Origin of the sequence: Paenibacillus sp. GCM10023252 (assembly GCF_042653305.1) — a bacterium.
Classification (GTDB): Bacteria; Bacillota; Bacilli; order Paenibacillales; family Paenibacillaceae; genus Pristimantibacillus.
This window is the reverse complement of the sequence record NZ_JBHSHW010000002.1, coordinates 160,204-178,284: the sequence shown is the minus strand read 5'-3', so window position 1 is coordinate 178,284 and position 18,081 is coordinate 160,204. Positions and strand designations below refer to the sequence as shown.

General features: G+C 52.7%; 13 protein-coding genes. 3 read left to right on the top strand and 10 right to left on the bottom strand.

Going from position 1 to position 18,081, the window contains the following annotated elements:
• Positions 1-33: 33 nt before the first annotated feature.
• The 7 genes from ACFO9Q_RS02585 to ACFO9Q_RS02555 all read right to left on the bottom strand — a co-directional run bounded on the left by ACFO9Q_RS02585 (position 34) and on the right by ACFO9Q_RS02555 (position 8,990).
• Positions 34-609: a restriction endonuclease gene (locus tag ACFO9Q_RS02585; protein WP_379178365.1), complete on the bottom strand. Its 576-nt coding sequence runs from the start codon at positions 607-609 to the stop codon at positions 34-36.
• A 424-nt stretch (positions 610-1,033) separates the two neighbouring features.
• Positions 1,034-1,780 carry a DsbA family oxidoreductase gene (locus tag ACFO9Q_RS02580; protein ID WP_379178363.1) on the bottom strand — a complete coding sequence of 249 codons (747 nt, stop codon included), beginning with the start codon at positions 1,778-1,780 and terminating at the stop codon, positions 1,034-1,036.
• Between the two features lie 290 nt (positions 1,781-2,070).
• Positions 2,071-2,955, bottom strand: coding sequence for a transglutaminase family protein (locus ACFO9Q_RS02575; protein WP_379178361.1), 885 nt, complete (start codon positions 2,953-2,955; stop codon positions 2,071-2,073).
• Positions 2,952-3,968 (bottom strand): alpha-E domain-containing protein, encoded by a 1,017-nt coding sequence (locus ACFO9Q_RS02570; protein WP_379178359.1) that lies wholly within the window; start codon positions 3,966-3,968, stop codon positions 2,952-2,954. Before ACFO9Q_RS02570 ends, ACFO9Q_RS02575 begins: the two co-directional genes overlap by 4 nt.
• Before the next feature lie 10 nt (positions 3,969-3,978).
• Positions 3,979-5,436, bottom strand: a complete 1,458-nt coding sequence (locus tag ACFO9Q_RS02565; RefSeq protein ID WP_379178357.1) for a circularly permuted type 2 ATP-grasp protein — start codon at positions 5,434-5,436, stop codon at positions 3,979-3,981.
• A 181-nt stretch (positions 5,437-5,617) separates the two neighbouring features.
• The gene (locus ACFO9Q_RS02560) at positions 5,618-6,958 is read right to left on the bottom strand and encodes an MATE family efflux transporter (RefSeq protein ID WP_379178355.1); all 1,341 of its coding nucleotides are present in this window, start codon (positions 6,956-6,958) and stop codon (positions 5,618-5,620) included.
• A gap of 133 nt (positions 6,959-7,091) precedes the next feature.
• The gene (locus tag ACFO9Q_RS02555; protein ID WP_379178353.1) at positions 7,092-8,990 is read right to left on the bottom strand and encodes a PrkA family serine protein kinase; all 1,899 of its coding nucleotides are present in this window, start codon (positions 8,988-8,990) and stop codon (positions 7,092-7,094) included.
• A gap of 266 nt (positions 8,991-9,256) precedes the next feature.
• Between ACFO9Q_RS02555 and ACFO9Q_RS02550 the strand changes: the two genes are divergently transcribed.
• The gene (locus ACFO9Q_RS02550) at positions 9,257-9,574 is read left to right on the top strand and encodes a hypothetical protein (RefSeq protein WP_379178351.1); all 318 of its coding nucleotides are present in this window, start codon (positions 9,257-9,259) and stop codon (positions 9,572-9,574) included.
• Positions 9,575-11,166: 1,592 nt separating this feature from the next.
• Here the strand turns inward: ACFO9Q_RS02550 and ACFO9Q_RS02545 are convergent.
• From ACFO9Q_RS02545 to ACFO9Q_RS02535, 3 genes are all read right to left on the bottom strand, one after another.
• Positions 11,167-12,501: an ABC transporter substrate-binding protein gene (locus ACFO9Q_RS02545; protein WP_379178349.1), complete on the bottom strand. Its 1,335-nt coding sequence runs from the start codon at positions 12,499-12,501 to the stop codon at positions 11,167-11,169.
• Between the two features lie 183 nt (positions 12,502-12,684).
• Entirely contained in the window at positions 12,685-13,521 is an 837-nt protein-coding gene (locus tag ACFO9Q_RS02540) for a carbohydrate ABC transporter permease (RefSeq protein WP_379178347.1), read from the bottom strand.
• Positions 13,521-14,402, bottom strand: coding sequence for a carbohydrate ABC transporter permease (locus ACFO9Q_RS02535; protein ID WP_379178345.1), 882 nt, complete (start codon positions 14,400-14,402; stop codon positions 13,521-13,523). Before ACFO9Q_RS02535 ends, ACFO9Q_RS02540 begins: the two co-directional genes overlap by 1 nt.
• 170 nt (positions 14,403-14,572) lie before the next feature.
• Here ACFO9Q_RS02535 and ACFO9Q_RS02530 point away from each other — a divergent pair, with 170 nt between their 5' ends.
• The gene (locus ACFO9Q_RS02530) at positions 14,573-16,399 is read left to right on the top strand and encodes a cache domain-containing sensor histidine kinase (RefSeq protein WP_379178343.1); all 1,827 of its coding nucleotides are present in this window, start codon (positions 14,573-14,575) and stop codon (positions 16,397-16,399) included.
• Positions 16,396-18,066: a response regulator gene (locus tag ACFO9Q_RS02525; RefSeq protein ID WP_379178341.1), complete on the top strand. Its 1,671-nt coding sequence runs from the start codon at positions 16,396-16,398 to the stop codon at positions 18,064-18,066. The genes ACFO9Q_RS02530 and ACFO9Q_RS02525 overlap by 4 nt, the downstream gene beginning before the upstream one ends.
• Positions 18,067-18,081: the final 15 nt, after the last annotated feature.

Here is an 18,081-nt window from a genome sequence, read left to right as displayed (position 1 = left end):
GTTTGCTGGCTCTCCTGGTTCATGTCCGGAAGGTTATGCAAAAGCTAAAGCATCATATTGTTCTCTCTTTCCGTCAAGATGCTGCAGCCACAGCTCTACAAGTTGATTTCCGTTAATGAGTTCAATGTTAAGACCTCTTGCATAGAGATAAGCATTCGGCGAGAAATCACTAGTCGTAACTACATACCCTCCTACAGCACCCTGTTTTATCATTTGAGAATGTACGATTGCAATAGGCGCAAAGCCGACAAGGTTAAAATCACCGTAGCACTTTACTTGTCCCAGATACAAACCTTCAGGTGTATGTTCCTCTATATCTATTCCAAAGTCTCCTGAGCCTTTTGTAACGAATAGCTCTCCTCCACGCACGGAAGCCATCACATCCGCTACGAACAACTCAAACATGTAAGGATCTTCTTCTTTTTCTTGTTCAACCTCGCGTTTGAAACGATTATACAACCCTGTGCGCAAGGTTTGTTTCATATCCTCGTGAGAGGTTATGGCCTGTATGGCATTATGCCGATACTTTTTCAATAGATTCCTCTGACTGAAGTAGGAGTAGAGAAGAATAACGATGGACGTAATTAATAAGCTTAATACAAGTTTCAAGCCTTCAACCCCTTTTATCCATCATCTTATCCAGGTTGTTAGGTTTTAATCCAACCATTCCCGCTATAGTTAATCTAGCGAAAATCATGCAGTTGAGGTTGACGGAGAAAGACAAGCTAACGCGGATTTTCCTTGTTAATCAGCCCTATAGCGGGGGACTTATGGTTGACTTAACGAGGCATTTCCGTGTTAAGTGTTCGATAGGCCAGCGGACTGGCGGTGGAGAGCCAAGTCAACACGGATTTTCCGTGTTAACTCGGTCCAGACAGAAGCTGATGGTGTACTTAACGAGGTTTTCCCTCGTTAAGTACCCTTAAGGCCAGCTGGCTGGCGGTGGCCAGATGTGCTTCGCAGCCAATGCATGATAAAAAAACAGCAGCCCCCACCTCACGGTGAGAACTGCTGGCTTCTTATCCAGCCCCTATTATTTCTTCCCCGCATCAGCTGGCGCTGCAGCCGGAGCACACACTCCGTCAACGCAAGCTGCGTCGCCTGAAGCCGTCAGCCCGGCATCACCCACCATCGTTAGCTGCGGGTACGCCTCATCCCAAGCCTTCTGCAGCGTATCAAGGAATACTTCGCTCGATTGCGCTCCGGATACCGCATACCTGCGGTTGATGACGAAGAATGGAACCCCGCGAACGCCGAGGGCATTCGCTTCCTGCTCATCTGCACGAACTTCCGCGGTGAAGTCTGATCCTGCGAGCACTGCTGCTGCTTCTTCGCGGTTCAGCCCGACTCCTGCAGCGATATCAGCCAGCACTTCCTTGTCTCCAATATGCTTCGTCTCCGTGAAGTACGCATACAGCAGCGCTTCTGTCATCTCATGGGCCTTGCCCTGAGCGGCCGCATAGTGGGATAGACGATGCGCATCGAACGTGTTCGTCACGACCATGGTGTCGAAGTTGTAAGTCAACCCCACGCTCTCCGCTTGGCGAGCCACATCACTCGATGTAGCCTTCGCTTGCTCAACGCTCATGCCGTACTTGTTCGCCAGCATCTGGTGAACATTGTAGTCTACATGCACAGGTGCATTCGGATCGAGCTCGAAGCTGCGATAGACGAGCTCCAGCTTATCCTTATGGGCGAACCGCTCCAGGGCAGACTCGAACTTGCGCTTGCCAATATAACAGAATGGACATACATAATCAGACCAGATCTCTACTCTCATGTGAAGCACCTCCATACAACCGTTATTATAGTTTAGTCATTTGTACGCTATACCTCTTAACTGTAATTATTATAGTTACATTATATTGTATTGTCAATTAGGTAGGCACGCACTTGCATTCCCTTCCAAGAAATCCGAGTTAAGAGGAGCAGATGGCAGATGCCTAGATTCCTGTTATTTATTTTCTACCATGTGATGCCAAAAAAAACACACCCTTCGTCAGGGGCAGCTGCCGCCTAACAAAAGGTGTTCCTATGTCCCTCTTCTTATACCCTGCCTCTTAACTCCCGTTAATCCTCAACCTTCCTCACATCCACGCTCACATGCAGCGTCTGGCTGCCATTGCCCCGGTAGACTCCCTTAACCGGCACAATATCGTTATAGTCCCGGCCATGGCCAAGCTTCACGTAACGCTCGCCAACAGGGTCTTCATTCGTCGGATCGAAGCAGCTCCAGCCCAGACCAGGCACATAGGCTTCGACCCAAGCATGGGAAGCTTGCTCGAAGTCGGCACTTCCGCCTTGAAGATCGCCCACGAAGTGATAGCCGCTCACATAGCGTGCTGGAATGCCCCGGCTCCTGGCGCATGCGGTCATGAGATGCGCGAAGTCCTGGCATACGCCGCGCTTGCGCCCGATCATGTCGCTCGCCTTCGTCTTCACCGTAGTCGCCTGCGGATCATAGACGAATTCTCTCCGAATCCTCTGTGAGAGGGCGAGCAGCCATTCGTACACACCCACGGTGCCGCCGTCTGCCGCTTCGACTCCTCCAGCGAATGCAGCCACCTCTATCGTCGCTTGAGTATATTCGGTAGGCAGCAGATATTCCGCGAACCGATCGACCACTGACTCCTTAGACAGCCACGCCCACCCTTCCTCTGGCGTCAGCTTCACGGAGGCAGCCTGCTCCTCGGGGGTCGCGGCATCCTTCGTTACTACTGTCATATGCGTCCTAATCGTCAGTCGCTTGTGAAGCCCGTTAACTGAGAAGGCATGCACCCGGTTGCCGAAGTAATCCTCGTAGGTGAACAGTGATGCATTCGGCTCCAGCGTAATGGCATGATTGTAGCAGGATTGCCTCTCATTCGTACTAGGGGTCAGACGTATCTCATTGACACTGTCGCTGACCGGCCATTCGTATAGATACTGCGTCGTATGCGAGATGTGCAGCTTCATGCGCTGACCTCCCCCATGCGAAAGAAAGTCTTAGCAAACGTCACGCCAAGCTGCTGACAAGATTCGAACAGATGGCTCACGATCGCCCCTTCCCGGTCGAGGCCAAGGTCCTCTCTCTCTACACAAGCCAGATCCGCCTTCACCTTGCTCACCTGGCGAATGATTCGCTCATGCGCTGCGCGAAGCTGCTTATCATGCAGCTCAATCCCCCCTAAGTGCTCACCTAGCGTATGCAGCGAGAAGTGAACTGAGCGAGGGAACGCCGCGTTCAGCACCACGAACTCCACGATGCCCTCCACGGATATCGCATCTGCATGATAGCGGCGGAACGTCTGATACCCGCTGACTGACTTCAATATGGCCTGCAGATAAGGATACTCCGCAGCTGCGCCCGCACCCCATCCTCCTACAAGCGCTGAATTGCCTACCGACTTCATAATCCGAAGCGTATTCTCAGCGCGTTCCAGATATCTGCCGCATTCAATGAAGTGCCACTCATTCTCTCTAGGCATGACCGACTGGGCATTGCCTTGGAATAGAGCCGTCCATTCCTTAATCTGACCGAAGAATTGATGGGGCGATTCCTTGGACAGATCATCGACCTGCTTCTCCCTCAGCCATAGGTAGAAGGCGTTAATCGTATCCCACAGCTCGCTCGGAACCTTCTCGCGAAGCGTCCTCAGGTTGCCTCTGGCATGACTGACACAAGAGACCAGCGAATTCGGATTGTCTCGGTCAAGCGTAATATACCCGAGTACGTCCATCTCCGAATAAGTCGAGTATTGTGCCTCATAGGCGGCACGGCTGCCCAGCGCATCAACGATACGCAGCCACTTGGATCCCGATTCCACATGCTTACTGCCTTCTGAACTAGCAGCACCAAGTGCCGCTTCCTTCTCTATCTCTGTCTGCAGATGATAATGGACATCAATCAGCCTCGCATGATTCTCCGCACGCTCCATATAACGGCCAATCCAGAACAGTGCTTCAGCATTCCGATTCAACACGGCCATCCCTCCATCCTTATCGGCTTAATACCCAAGTATCCTTGACGCCTCCGCCTTGCGAGGAATTGACGACGAGCGAGCCTTCATTCATCGCAACTCTAGTCAGTCCCCCTGGAATGACATGGGTGTCCTCTCCCATTAGGGCGAACGCCCTTAGGTCAATATGTCTTGGCGACATCGCGCCATTCAACATGACAGGTGCACGCGAGAGCTTCATCGTCGTCTGAGCGATGTATCTCTCTGGATCATGCTTAATGGCTTCGGCGAACGCTGCGATCTCCTTCGAAGTTGCTGCAGGACCGATGAGCATCCCATAGCCGCCCGATAGCGACGTCTCCTTCACCACCAGCTCATGAAGATGGGCGAGAGCATATTCCCTGTCTTCCTTACGTGAGAGAATATAGGTAGGAACATTATGAAGAATAGGTTCTTCACTTAAGTAGTACCGAATCATGTCCGGCACATAAGCATAGACCGCCTTGTCATCGGCCACTCCGGTTCCCGGAGCATTGGCGATGGCCACATTGCCTGCGCGATACGCGTTCATCAGGCCGGGTACTCCAAGCATAGAGTCCGGTTGAAAAGCAAGCGGGTCAAGAAAATCATCATCGATCCGCCGATAAATGACATCCACCTGACGCAAGCCGCGTAAATCCCTCAAGTAAATCTTATGGTCCTGATAGACGAGATCTCTCCCCTCAACCAAGTGTATTCCCATCTGTTGGGCAAGGAAGGTGTGTTCAAAGTAAGCGGAGTTAAAAGAGCCAGGTGTAAGAAGAACGATAAGCGGGTCCCGCTTGCCGGATGGAGCCAAGCTGCGAAGAGAGCGAAGGAAGAGATTGAGACTAAGCTCGATGTCCTGTACTGAGCAGGATAAGTATAAGTCGTGGAACAGCTCACTCATAAGAGTGCGGCCCTTGTACAGATAAGAGAAGCCGGATGGAGAGCGAAGATTATCTTCAAGCACATAGTAACGGCCCTTCTCATCTCGAATTAAATCTATGCCGGAAGCCGTAATATAGACTCCTCCGGGCACTTCGAGACCAACCATCTCCGGCCGGAAGTACTTGTTCGAGACAATCATACGGCGGGGTATAATGCCGTCAGATACAATCTTCTGCCCATGGTAGATGTCATGGAGGAAGGCGTTCAGCGCCCGCGTCCGCTGACGTACGCCTCGGTCAATCGATTCCCATTCATGCTTTGGAATGACTCTTGGAATGTAATCGAACGGGATCGTTCTCTCGAGCGGTTCATTCTGACTTCCATTGTACAGCGTGAACGTAATGCCTTCTTCCATCATTCTCTGATCAACCGCAACTTGCCTGGCAGCCATCTCGGAAGGCTTCATTCGTGTGAACAAGCGGTGAATGGAATCATAGTGGGGACGAATGGATAAGTCCTTGTCGAACATTTCATCGTAATAAGAATTGGAATCATAATAATGCGACTGCGACTGTCTGGCTGTCGACATGCCAACCGCCTCCTCAAGATGACCTTGCTTACGTTAACAATTCTTACACAAAACACGAACTAAATCTGTAATTCTTGCTGGAATGTTAGGATTATCATACTAAAATCAGTCTTTTATGTCAACTTATATAACACAAAAGCGAGAATCTCTTCAAAAAAGAGAAATTCTCGCTTCCATATACCTAGTGCCCTGCTTCCTTCAGACGAACAGCCATCCAGTCCGTGCGGTAGAATCTGAGCATAACAAGCAATCCGAATACGGTCAGATACGAATAGAGAGCGATCCATGCACCGAAGCTGCCTAAGTCGAGTACGAATACGCACACATAAGTTAGCGGCACGAACAGCAGCCAGCTCACCCAGAACGACACCTTCAGCAGGAAGGTCGTATCGCCTATCCCCCGCAGACCGCCTGCGTAGAAGTTCAAGATACCGTCGAAGATCTGCAAGTAGGCGGAGACGGAGATCAGATAAGCCGCTAACTCGAACACCGCAGGATCATCGGAATACAGCCTGGCGATAGGCTCCGCGAAGATGAGCTCAGCCGTCCCTAGCAACAAGAGGAAGATACTGCCTAGAATCGCCACATCGGTCCCTGCCCGCTTCCCCTTCAGCGGATCCCCTTCCCCGAGATATCGGCCGACCAGTATCGTGGCCGTCGTTCCGAAGGCGAATGCGGGCATGAAGCCGAACGACATGACATTCAGCGCCACTTCATTCGCAGCCAGCGCATGATCCCCGAGCCTGGCGACGAAGATCGTGAAGATGAACATGGACAAGCTTAGCGAGAATTCCTGAACGCCCAGCTTGCCGCTCTCGGATGCGAGCAGCTTCATCTCCCTCCACTCCACGGCAACCAAGCGGCGAGTCTTGTACTTCTTATTCAGAATGAAGAAGAAGACATACACACAGATAAGTGTCTGCAGCGCTTCTCCGATGAGCACGGCAAGCCCCGTGCCCCTAAGGCCAAGCTCAGGCAGCCCTAGCGTACCGAATGTCAACGTATACGTGAAGAAGATCATGATGGCATTCGTGAACAGCGAGATCACCATCGACAAGGTCGTGGAACCGATTCCTCGTAGGAAGCCATGGAAGGCGAAGTTCACAATACCGAACGACATCGCGTAGAATCGCAGCTCCGTATACGTAGTCCCCGCTGCAACCAGATCGCTTGAACCGCCGGTTAGCCGAAGCACATCTCCTGCGAACAGCCATCCTACGACGGACAGGAAGACCGCGAATATAAGGCAGAGATAGAAGGCTAGATACGTCCGTTCGATCCCCTTCTTCATATCCCCCTGTCCATAATTCTGGGCAACGAGATAATTGACGGAATGGCCAATTCCCGAGAAGATGGCGAACGCATTGTACATAATAATGTTGACGACACCGACAACTGCGATGATGAGGAATCCGAGATGACCGACCATAATGAGGTTCACGGTTCCGGTAACCGTTGTCGTTGCGAAGGATACTAATGAAGGAATAGCTAGCAGCATGATTTGTTTCCAGTTTTGCAGCATGAAGGGTATAAGCCTCTTTTCTCACAAGTTGTCACTCATTCTGAGCCCTCCGTCCATCCCTGTCAATACCCATTCATAGGAAAAAAACGATCCACCCGCGTATCGGTTGGACCGCCTCTTTCCTTCGTTCTGCCTATCGATTAAGTAAGCTGCCTACATACCTCAGAAGCTCATTGGAGCAGACTGGGCAATAGCCATGCTCATCCATGAGACGCTTAGATACTTCATTAATCCGCTTCAGCTGGAGCTCATCCGGCGTCTTCGTAGACGTCGTAATTTTTACGATATCTTTGAGATCGGTGAACAACTTCTTCTCCACCGCCTCGCGTAGCCGCTCATGCGACGTGAAGTCGAATTTTTTGCCCTTACGAGAGTAGGAGGAGATTCGGATGAGAATTTCTTCGCGGAATGCTTTTTTCGCATTTTCAGAGACGCCGATCTGCTCTTCAATGGAACGCATCAGCCGCTCATCCGGATCCATTTCCTCGCCGGTTAATGGATCTTTGATTTTCGACCAGTTGCAGTAGGATTCGATGTTGTCTAAGTAGTTCTCGAACAGCGTCCGCGCGGACTCCTCGAAGGAGTAGACGAACGCCTTCTGCACTTCCTTCTTGGCCAGTACATCGTATTCCTTGCGGGCAACGGAGATGAAGTTGAGATACCGCTCGCGTTCTTCCTTCGTGATGGAGGGATGCTGATCAAGGCCGTCCTTGAGCGCCCGGAGCACATCCAGTGCATTAATGCACTGCAGGTCCTGCCGAATGAGCGCGCTGGAGATCCGGTTGATGACATAGCGGGGGTCGATACCCGACATGCCTTCATCCTGATACTCGTTCTGCATCTCCTTCAGATCCGCTTCCTTGTAGCCCTCGACTTCCTCTCCGTCGTACATGCGCATCTTCTTCACAAGGTCCATCCCCTGCTTCTTCGATTCCTTCAGTCTCGTTAGGATCGAGAAGATTGCAGCAGCACGGAAGGTGTGCGGCGCGATGTGGATATGTCTCATGTCACTCTGTTCGATGAGCTTGCCGTAGATCTTCTCTTCCTCCGACACCTTCAGGTTATACGGAATCGGCATAACAATCATCCGCGACTGAAGCGCTTCATTCTTCTTGTTCGAGATGAACGCCTTGTACTCCGACTCATTCGTATGGGCAATGATGAGCTCATCCGCGCTGATGAGTGCGAACCGGCCAGCCTTGAAGTTGCCCTCTTGCGTCAGTGAGAGCAGGTTCCACAGGAACTTCTCGTCACACTTGAGCATCTCCTGGAACTCCATCAGTCCGCGGTTCGCCTTGTTCAGCTCTCCATCGAATCGGTACGCGCGCGGGTCAGACTCGGACCCGAATTCCGTAATCGTCGAGAAGTCGATACTGCCAGTCAGATCCGCAATATCTTGGGACTTTGGATCCGAAGGGGAGAACGTTCCGATCCCGATTCGATTCTCCTCCGAGATGAGCACCCGCTCCACGAGTACATTCTCAATCGTGTTGTCATACTCCGTACGCAGACGCATCTGGCAGGAGGGACATAGATTGCCTTCAATACGGACACCGAGCTCCTTCTCAATCTCCGGTCTCAGCTCGTGGGGGATGAGATGAAGCGGATCCTCATGCATCGGGCAGCCCTTAATGGCATAGACGGCTCCGTCCTGCGTCCGGGAGAACTTCTCCAGTCCCTTCTTCAGCATCGTCACGATCGTCGACTTCCCTCCGCTCACCGGACCCATGAGCAGCAGGATCCGCTTGCGAACATCGAGCCGCCGTGCCGCAGAGTGGAAGTACTCCTCTACCAGCTTCTCAATGGCGCGGTCCAGGCCGAAGATCTCCTTATCGAAGAATTGATAACGCTTCTGGCCGTTACTCAGCTCTTCCACCCCGTAGGATTCAATCATCTCATATACCCTGGAATGAGCGGTCATGGCTGGAGCGGGGTTATTCCTCAGCAGCTCAATATATTCCTTGAATGACCCTGTCCAAGCCAGCTTCTCGCTTTCCGTCTTATACTCCGATATTCGTTTGAAAATATCCATGCCCTTGCCTCCTCCCAATTGCTTGCCCTGTTCCGTAGTTCCCCTTCAATTACCGGGTCTGTCTCTACCCTTCGTACACAACTTTCGTAAGGTCTGCGTACACTTGCGTGTGCCTTCGTAACGGTTGACCAAATTTATTGAAGTATTACAATCCTATGCTTAGTCCCGAGGGAAATTGACCACTATTTTCGCCTGTCATTCAACATCATCCGACAGTCCCGAGCCTGGCGGGAGGCAGGGCACTGCTCGGCGGGGCATCACGCTGCTTGGCAGGCGCATGCGCTGGACGGCGGCGGGATCGCGCTAGACGGCGCGGGCATCGTGCTGGACGGCGGGGTGCTGGACGGCGGGGGCATCACGTTGCTCGGCGTGGACATCGCGCTGGACGGCGGGGCATCACGCTAGACGGCGGGGACATCGCGCTGGACGGCGGGGACATCGCGCTGGCAGGCGGGGCATCACGCTGCTCGGCGTGGACATCGCGCTGGACGGCGGGGCATCGTCTTGACTCCGCTGGGGACCCCGCACGCCGGCGGGCGCACTGTGTTGCTCGGCGTGAGTATCCGGTTGCTTCCTTAGTATGAAGCCGTATAGTTGATCGGTTTGCTGTGTATCTGCAGCTGCGTCCTCCGTGGATCGGCGTACATCTCTCACTTTGCCTTCGTGCCTTACCGTGCATCTGGCCTGCGTCTCCAAGAATCACCCAGGATCTACCACTGCTCTATCTTTAACCAACTCTACATATATTTCCTTAAAATGGAGCACATCTACCAACCAACTCTCATCAATCAGCATGCCTCTATCGTCATCCCTTGGCATGTACAATAAGTACTGCTTCTAGGACACGCCTTCTTCCAACGCCGTCACTCACACTAATCCTCTCTGCTCTCACTAACTCTCACTAATTCTGACTCGCTCCGACTCACTCTGACTCACTTTGGCTTATCCTCGTCAGCTCTCTCACTACCACAACTACTCCCCCTCACTTTCACTTCTCCTCCCACAATTGTCACTCTCCCTCTATCACCCTCACTCTATCAACTTCCCTCCTACTATACTCGCTCATCCTAACTCATCCTCATTTAATCTCAATCATCATCACCATCAAGTCTCAATTAACTTCACACCGCCTACGTACCAATAAGATCAAAAATGCACCTCCGCTGGGCTTCCCCCTGCGAACGTGTCAGATAAGGTGCAAAAATGCACCATATTGTCCCGACCGCAGCTCGCTGGACTCCAACGAGGTCCAAAAATGCACCATATTGTCCCAGCTGCAGCTCACTGGACTCCAATGAGGTGCAAAAATGCACCATATTGCCCCGGCCGCAGCTCGCTGGACTCCAACGAGGTGCAAAAATGCAACTATCAGTAAAGTATCCCCCCGTCAACGTGCCAGGTAAGGCCAAATAACGCAGAGCTAGAGATAGGAAGAATCATGTATTATAATTCATCCGCTCTTGGCACTCTTGGCGCCCTTGGCGCCCGCTGCGCCCGTGGCGCCAGGCTTTACAGGCCAGCGCCACCCATCGCCCTCCCCACTGCAAGCGGAGCAGGCTCCCTCAGGAGCCGCCTCCGCTCCACCTTGCTGCGAGCGTAAGCCGACGCTGCCCGCATTCGGGCTTGCTTGGTCCTGGAGGGTTTTGGCGGTTGTGTGGAGACAGGGGGTGCAGGGGTGTGGGGATGGAGTGGAAGAGTTTACGTCCGCCTTTGCAAGTCGTGTTCCCCCCTTGAACTCCTTCTAATTGGGGGAACACGATCTTGCAACAGCGGCTGGAACCCATCCCCCACCATCGCACCCCCGTCCGTCGACACATCAACAAAAAATGTCCAAAGGTCATCAAAGACCATGCGGGACATCTTCACTTATTTCATCAGGAGCCGCCTCCGCTCCACCTTGCTGCGAGCGTAAGCCGGCGCTGCCCGCATTCGGGCTTGCTTGTCCTGCAGGGTTTTGCGGCTGTGTGGAGACAGGGGGTGCAGGGGTGTGGGGATGGAGTGGAAGAGTTTACGTCCGCCTTTGCAAGTCGTGTTCCCCCCTTGAACTCCTTCTAATTGGGGAACACGATCTTGCAACAGCGGCTGGAACCCATCCCCCACCATCGCACCCCCGTCCGTCGACACATCAACAAAAAAAGTCCCGCAAGGTCATCAAGACCATGCGGGACAGCTTCACTTATTTCCTCAGGTTAGCCCAGCTCTTATCAAAGGCTTCCATCATCTGTTCCTTCGTTGTGTTCTTCGCTACATAAGCCTGCATCGCGGACCCAAGCTCCTGCACGACACCTTCAGGGAACTTGAACCAGTTCCAGCTAAGAATCTTGCCCTCTTGGCTGTACTTGATAATATCGTTTGCGATGTCGCCAAGTACTTCTTGGTCCTTCACTTCAATGGACTTGAAGGCCGGGATGAACTTGAACTCTTCCACGATGTAACGCTTGCCCTCTTCAGAGGAGACCATCCAGTTCAGGAAGTCCTTCGCTTCTTGCTTCACCTTGGAGTTTTTGTTCACGACCCAGTTGTTCGGTACGCCAACATACAGCTTGTCGTTCTGCTCAGCATCGTCGTTGATCGGCATTGGCAGCACGCCAATGTTCAGATCCTTGTTGATGCCGTCAATCTGAACTTGTGTCCAGTTCCCCTGCTGCATCATCGCAGCTTCGCCGCTAGCGAATAGAGTAACCTGTGTGTTGTAGTCAGTCGTAAGCGGGTTCTTGTTGCTGTACTTCAGAGTTGTATCAAGCAGGTTCGCCCACTCGCCGAATACCGGGTTGCCTGCGATCTTGCCAGAGCCGTCATTCATGCTATTCACGAACGCCGTTGGATCCTGCTGTTGAGCGACCGCTACGTTGAAGTTATGGTTACCCAGCACCCACCACTCGGAGTAGCCGTTAGAGAATGGCGTAATGCCTGCGTCCTGCAGCTTCTTCGCCGCTGCTTCCAGCTGGCTCAGCGTCTTAGGAAGCTCGGTGATGCCCGCCTTAGCGAACAAGTCCTTATTGTAAATGAAGCCATAGCCTTCAATGTTAACCGGCATTCCATAGATCTTGCCGTCCTTCGTCATAGGCTCCTTCGCCACATCCAGCTCGTCAGCGACCCATGGCTGATCCGACAGATCTTCCAGATGCTCCATCCAGGTGTTCATCTCTTGGAAGCCACCATTGTTGAAAATATCCGGCTGATCGCCGGCAGCGAACTTCGCCTTCAGCGCCGCGCCGTAGTCTGCTCCGCCGCCAACGGTCTCTACTTCAATCTTCACGTTCGGGTGAGCTTTCTCGTACTCCTTAATCATACGGTCAAGTGCTTCGGCAATCTCGACCTTGAACTGGAACATCTTCACGGTAACCTGCTTACCGGAATCCGCCTTATCTCCCTCGTTCTTCGTACCAGAATTTGCAGTACCCTCATTTTTACCACCGTTGTTGCCGCCGTTGTTTCCATTCCCGCCGCACGCAGCAAGCATGGACACGAGCATAACCATTGTTAGCAGCACTAGCCATGTTTTTTTCATCTGTTGAACCCTCCTCTGTATAATACAACCGATTACCTTCCCTACATGAACAGCTCCCTTACCTTGCTTCCTCAGTATAGTTCACAATTGTAACCGCCTACACTGAGGATGTTGAACAAAAAAGTGGAGAATATTGAACGAACTCCTAAATCTGTGATCTAATTCCTAACCCTCTAGCCAGCCTTATCCCTTAACCGATCCGGCCGTAATTCCTTCAATAATATGACGCTGCAGCGACAGGAAGAAAAGAACGATCGGCGTAACCCCCATCACAAGTGCGGCAAGCGCGAGATCCCATTGCTTCGTATACTGCCCGAAGAAAGAGTACGTCGACAGCGGAATCGTCCGGAGCGACGGGTCAGTAAGAATGAGCTGCGGAAGCAGGAAGTCATTCCAGATCCAGAGCGAATTAAGCAGAATAATCGTCACCGTCATCGGCTTGAGCAGAGGGAACACAATACGCCAGAATACGCCATAGGGCGTACATCCGTCAACGACGGCGGATTCCTCAACCTCTACCGGTATTGACTTAACGAAGCCATGGTACAGGAAGATCGTCAGTGAGGAGCCGAACCCGAGATAACAGAACCAGAGACCCGGCATGCTTCCCATCAGTGAGAACCAGTTCGCTACCTTCATAAGTGGAATCATAATCGATTGGAACGGAATGACCATCGCCGCTACGAATAGTAAGAACAGAATGTTGTTGTAACGGCTCGGCCGTCTGACCATCCGATATGCAGCCATCGAGCTTACCAATACTAGACCGATGATACTCGTTACCGTAATGACCAAGGAGTTCATGAATGCTTGCGGATACTTCATAATGTCCCACGCTCTGCTATAGTTCTTCCACGAGAAGGCATCTGGCAGCGAAGCTGCATCCAGCAGAATGTCTGCGAACGACTTCATGGAATTGCTAATGAGGAAGTAGAACGGAACCAGGAACAGCAGTGCGGCAGCAATGGCAATCAGCTCCAGCACCAAGGTTCTTCCCTTGTAATTACGTGTTGTCTCCATTAAGCCTGCACCTCCCGTCTCTTCGTCAGCCACACCTGAAGCGTCGTAATCGCAGCTACGATGAGGAAGAAGATGAACGCCTTAGCCGTTCCGAGACCGTAGCGGTTATTCTGGAAGGCTTCCAAGTAAATATTCAGAGCGACCGATTGCGTTGAATTATAAGGTCCGCCCTTCGTCAGAGACAGGATGACGTCGAATGTCTTGAACGACCACGACAGCGCCAGGAACAAGGAGATGGTGACCGCTGGCATAATCAGCGGCACTGTAATATGTCGCAATCGCTGCATGGGAGTCGCTCCGTCAATGGAAGCTGCTTCGGTTAGATCCTTAGGTACATTAATTAGAGCCGCGATGTAGATAATCATGAGGTAGCCCGCTCCGCTCCATACGCTCACGATGACGACCGCCCAGAACGCCGTCGCTTCATCACCGAGCCAAGGGAGATTGAAGAAGGACCAGTTCGTCGCATTGCCAATCGCCGCGAACCCCTTCACGAAGATGAACTGCCAGATGAACCCGAGCAGCAGCCCCCCGATGACATTCGGCATGAAGAACAACGTCCTCAGTGTATTACGGGACTTCAGCGGCTGTGTGAGCAGCAGCGCCAGCAGGAATCCAACCAGATTGGTCAATATGACCGCTACCACTGTGAACTTGATGGTGAAGGAGAAGGAGCTCCGGAAGCCATCATCCTTCCACACTGCAGCGAAGTTATCCAAGCCGACGAAGGAAGCGGTGCCCGCGACCCCGTTCCAATCCGTGAAGGAATAATACATACCCATGACGAACGGAAGCAATACAATAATAGCGAAGGCGGCTGTAGCCGGTCCAGTGAATACAACCTGCTGCATCCACTGCTTGGACCATATCCCTCTATTCATAGAGCGTTCCCTCCTTTTTCTCTCTCAAGATACTTATCTGATGCTACAAGTATATCCCCACCCTCCCGCTCCTCCCACTGAGAATCGTGACCACTAAGGTGGAACATATTGATCTGGACAAGTAAGCTGATATAATACGGAATATACTTCTTACAACTATTGGAGGCTCTATGAAGGCCAACCTGATCCGCCGAAGTCTACGCGTGAAGCTTATCCTATTTATGCTGCTAGCTATCTCGGTGCCGATGCTCATCTCCATCTTCGTAACGAATAACAAGACGAGTGAGATCGTAGCTGAAGATAAGATTGCGCAGACGTCGAACTTGATTTTCCAAGGCAAGACCAATCTAGACCATTACTTCGACCTGACGAATCAAGCTTCCTTATTGCCCTATAATGATTCGAAGTTCGGCTTCGGCGACACGCTCTACCGCATCCTGGAGAAGGGGCAGACCGACTACATCGCGGAAGGCGAGATCTACCGGACGCTGCAGTCCATCTCGCTCTCCATTAAGGAGACCCATCAGGTGTATCTGTACGGGGAGCGTTCAGGGAAGGGATATTCGGTCATCAAGGGCCGCTTCTTCAAAAAAGAACAAACCGAGCCATTCCCCTCCACCAGGCAAGCAGACGAGCAGTCCATCCATGTCGAAGACTCTCATCTGAGCCATAGCTATGGCATCAACATTACGTACTATCCGCCGAAGGAAGTCATCACGATTCATCGTCGAATCGATCAGATCCCATCCGGCAAAGTATTAGGCACGCTCGCAATCGATCTGTCCACAAGCGTCATCGACGCCATCTGCTCCCAGCTGTATACGAGCGGCAAGGAGCAGCTCTATCTGCTCAGCAGCAGCGGAGCTGTCATATACGGTCCTAATCCTCAGCAGCGCGGGGAGCTGCTGAAGGAGCAATGGGCACAGGAAGTCATTCAATCGGGCAGCGAGACGGGAAGCCGCCAGATCCGAACCGATTCATTCAACGGGGTCTATGTGTACGACAAGCTTCAGACTCCGTTCCTGGATTGGACGCTCGTGAAGCTGATTCCTCAGGAGGTCATTAACGCCGGAACCCGTCAGGTGACGGAGGTGAATACGATTATTCTCGGACTATTCCTGCTCGTAACCATTATTGCAGCGGTCTACGTCTCCTTGTGGATCACCTCACCGATTAAGAAGCTGATCGGCAGTATGAATCGCATTCAGTCAGGTGAGCTTGATGTTGATATTCGGCTGCAGCGAACCGATGAGATCGGAGAGCTGGCCAGACGCTTCCGTCTGATGATGGAGACGATCAACAACCTCATCTTAAGAGAATACAAGCTGGAGCTCGCTAGCAAGAGCAATCAGCTGAAGGCGCTTCAAGCACAAGTGCAGCCTCACTTCATCTATAATGCGATGCAGTCGATCGGCACGCTGGCTCTGCAGCAAGGGGCTCCTAAGGTGTATACGCTCATCTTGCAGTTAAGTCGAATGATGAGGTATACAATGAACACCTCCGATCAGCTCGTTACCGTTGCACAGGAGATCGAGCATACCGAAGCCTATCTGGCGCTGCAGAAGCATCGGTTCGGTGACCATCTGACTGTTGAGGTGGAAGCGGCTGCGGAATCTCTCGTCGTTCCAGTTCCGAGGATGATTATACAACCTCTTGTTGAGAATATTTTCAAGCATGCGTTCGATCCTGCTGGCGGGGTCATCTCCCTTGCTATCCGCACATGGGTGGAGCATGGCTGCCTTGTAATTGAGGTAGAGGATGACGGCACCGGTATGACCGGAGAGAGACTGGCTGCGCTGAGCGAAGCGCTCGATAGGGCGGAGGATGACGGGCTGAAGAGTGGAGAATCCATTGGTCTGGGCAATGTAATCTCCAGGCTGCGTCTTCGCTGCAGTGAGGAATCGTCGATCCGTCTGGAGCCGAACACCCCATCGGGCCTCATCGTTACACTGACTATACCGATACCTGCCATACAGGAAGGAACTGACTATTCATGAGTATGAGAATTCTCATCGTGGACGATGAACAGCATGCGCGGGAGGCGGTTAAGCTGCTCCTCGACTGGGAAGCTCATCCCGGGCTCGACTACAAGGAAGCCGATAACGGTGAGCAAGCGAAGCAATATATCCATGAATATTCCCCGCAGCTCGTCATTACCGATATGCATATGCCGATTACCGGCGGAGTGGCGCTCATGGAGTGGATTGCCGCGCACCACCCGTCTATTCGAGTGATTGTCATCAGCGGCTACAGCGACTTCGATTATGTACGCCAGACGGTGAAGCTGGGCGGCATGGATTACCTGCTGAAGCCGTTCGACCCCCTTCAATTGAATGAGGCGGTATCGAAGGCGCTGGCCGCCTGGAAGAAGGAAGAGGAGGAGCGCCAGGCTCAGACGAGACAATCGATTGCCATGAACCAATTCAAGCCCGTCTACTGGGATCGTATCTTCTCCCAGCTGCTGGCGGATGGTTCCAGCTATCCGTCTGTGAAGGATCAATTGGAAGCCGAATTCGGCTGTCCTCCTCCAGGTACGCCATGCTGCGTCATCATCTGCTCCCTGGAGCATCTGCCGCAGACGCTGCTGCGGAGATTCAGAGGAGATCGCAACTTGCTTGGTTATGCCGTCACGAACATATGCAATGATGTCATTCGGCTGCAGTGGCAGGCGGGCTACGCCTTCCGTTATTCCCGAGAGTACGAGCGAATCGTCGTCGTACTCTGGCGTGAGCTCGAGCTGGTCCCTACTCGAGTGCAGTCCTTGTCCATTGCCCTCACCTCGACGCTGAACTATCCGTTCGCCCTGGGCATAGGCCAGGAGGAGCCGTTCCCAGCCGGACTGGGCGCCTCTGCAGAGCGTGCCGAAGCTGCGCTTAATGGCCGCAATCTGCTGGATCCCCATACGTTCATTCATGACAGCAGGACCTCTGCCAGGGGAGCTGCACCGACCGCTGCCGAGGCTGGGGCTGGGAATGGGACAGCAGGAGGAACAGGGGCCATTCCTCATCTATCCGATCTGGAGGAGCCGCTGAAGTTAGGCATGATCAGCCGAAGCGAGCAGCAATGCACAGCAGCTCTAGCTGGGTGGATGAACCAGGTGAGGGAGATGTCCCGGCTCTCCCCTGCCCATCTGCAAGCGTGGCAGCAGCAATGGCTGCAGATTAGGGACAGGCTGTCGGCAGACATGCTGGACGGCGAGCACTTCCCTCTGTCGGGTGAAGACCTATTCGTACGTGGCTGCGATGACAAGGGACTATTCAGCCTGAATAAGCTTCAGGAGGAGCTGCAGCAAGATGTGATCAGGTGGTGTGCGATCTTAGCGGCGAAGCAGCGCGGGGAGCGCAATGTCATTGGGGAGATGGTGAAGTACATTGACCAGCACCTTGAGGAGGACGTCTCCCTGCAGCAGCTGGCCAGCCGCTTCTTCTTGAGCCGTGAATATGTATCGCGCCGCTTCAAGCAAGAGACAGGGCAGAATCTGTCGGAATATGTAGAGCGCCTCCGGGTGGACAAGGCGAAGCTGCTGCTAGGCAATCCTGACCTGAAGATTACAGACATTGCAGCCATGGTCGGCTATCCGGATGAGAAGTACTTCAGCAAGGTGTTCAAGAAGCAGACCGGGTTCCCTCCCAAGCACTACAGGAAGATGGAGATGAATCGCTAACGGCTGATGTATGCC

Coding starts and splice junctions, on each gene's coding strand:
- ACFO9Q_RS02580 (WP_379178363.1), bottom strand. CDS start 1,780: ATGAGAGTAGAGATCTGGTCTGATTATGTATGTCCATTCTGTTATATT.
- ACFO9Q_RS02575 (WP_379178361.1), bottom strand. CDS start 2,955: ATGAAGCTGCACATCTCGCATACGACGCAGTATCTATACGAATGGCCG.
- ACFO9Q_RS02570 (WP_379178359.1), bottom strand. CDS start 3,968: ATGGCCGTGTTGAATCGGAATGCTGAAGCACTGTTCTGGATTGGCCGT.
- ACFO9Q_RS02565 (WP_379178357.1), bottom strand. CDS start 5,436: ATGTCGACAGCCAGACAGTCGCAGTCGCATTATTATGATTCCAATTCT.
- ACFO9Q_RS02560 (WP_379178355.1), bottom strand. CDS start 6,958: ATGCTGCAAAACTGGAAACAAATCATGCTGCTAGCTATTCCTTCATTA.
- ACFO9Q_RS02555 (WP_379178353.1), bottom strand. CDS start 8,990: ATGGATATTTTCAAACGAATATCGGAGTATAAGACGGAAAGCGAGAAG.
- ACFO9Q_RS02545 (WP_379178349.1), bottom strand. CDS start 12,501: ATGAAAAAAACATGGCTAGTGCTGCTAACAATGGTTATGCTCGTGTCC.
- ACFO9Q_RS02540 (WP_379178347.1), bottom strand. CDS start 13,521: ATGGAGACAACACGTAATTACAAGGGAAGAACCTTGGTGCTGGAGCTG.
- ACFO9Q_RS02535 (WP_379178345.1), bottom strand. CDS start 14,402: ATGAATAGAGGGATATGGTCCAAGCAGTGGATGCAGCAGGTTGTATTC.
- ACFO9Q_RS02530 (WP_379178343.1), top strand. CDS start 14,573: ATGAAGGCCAACCTGATCCGCCGAAGTCTACGCGTGAAGCTTATCCTA.
- ACFO9Q_RS02525 (WP_379178341.1), top strand. CDS start 16,396: ATGAGTATGAGAATTCTCATCGTGGACGATGAACAGCATGCGCGGGAG.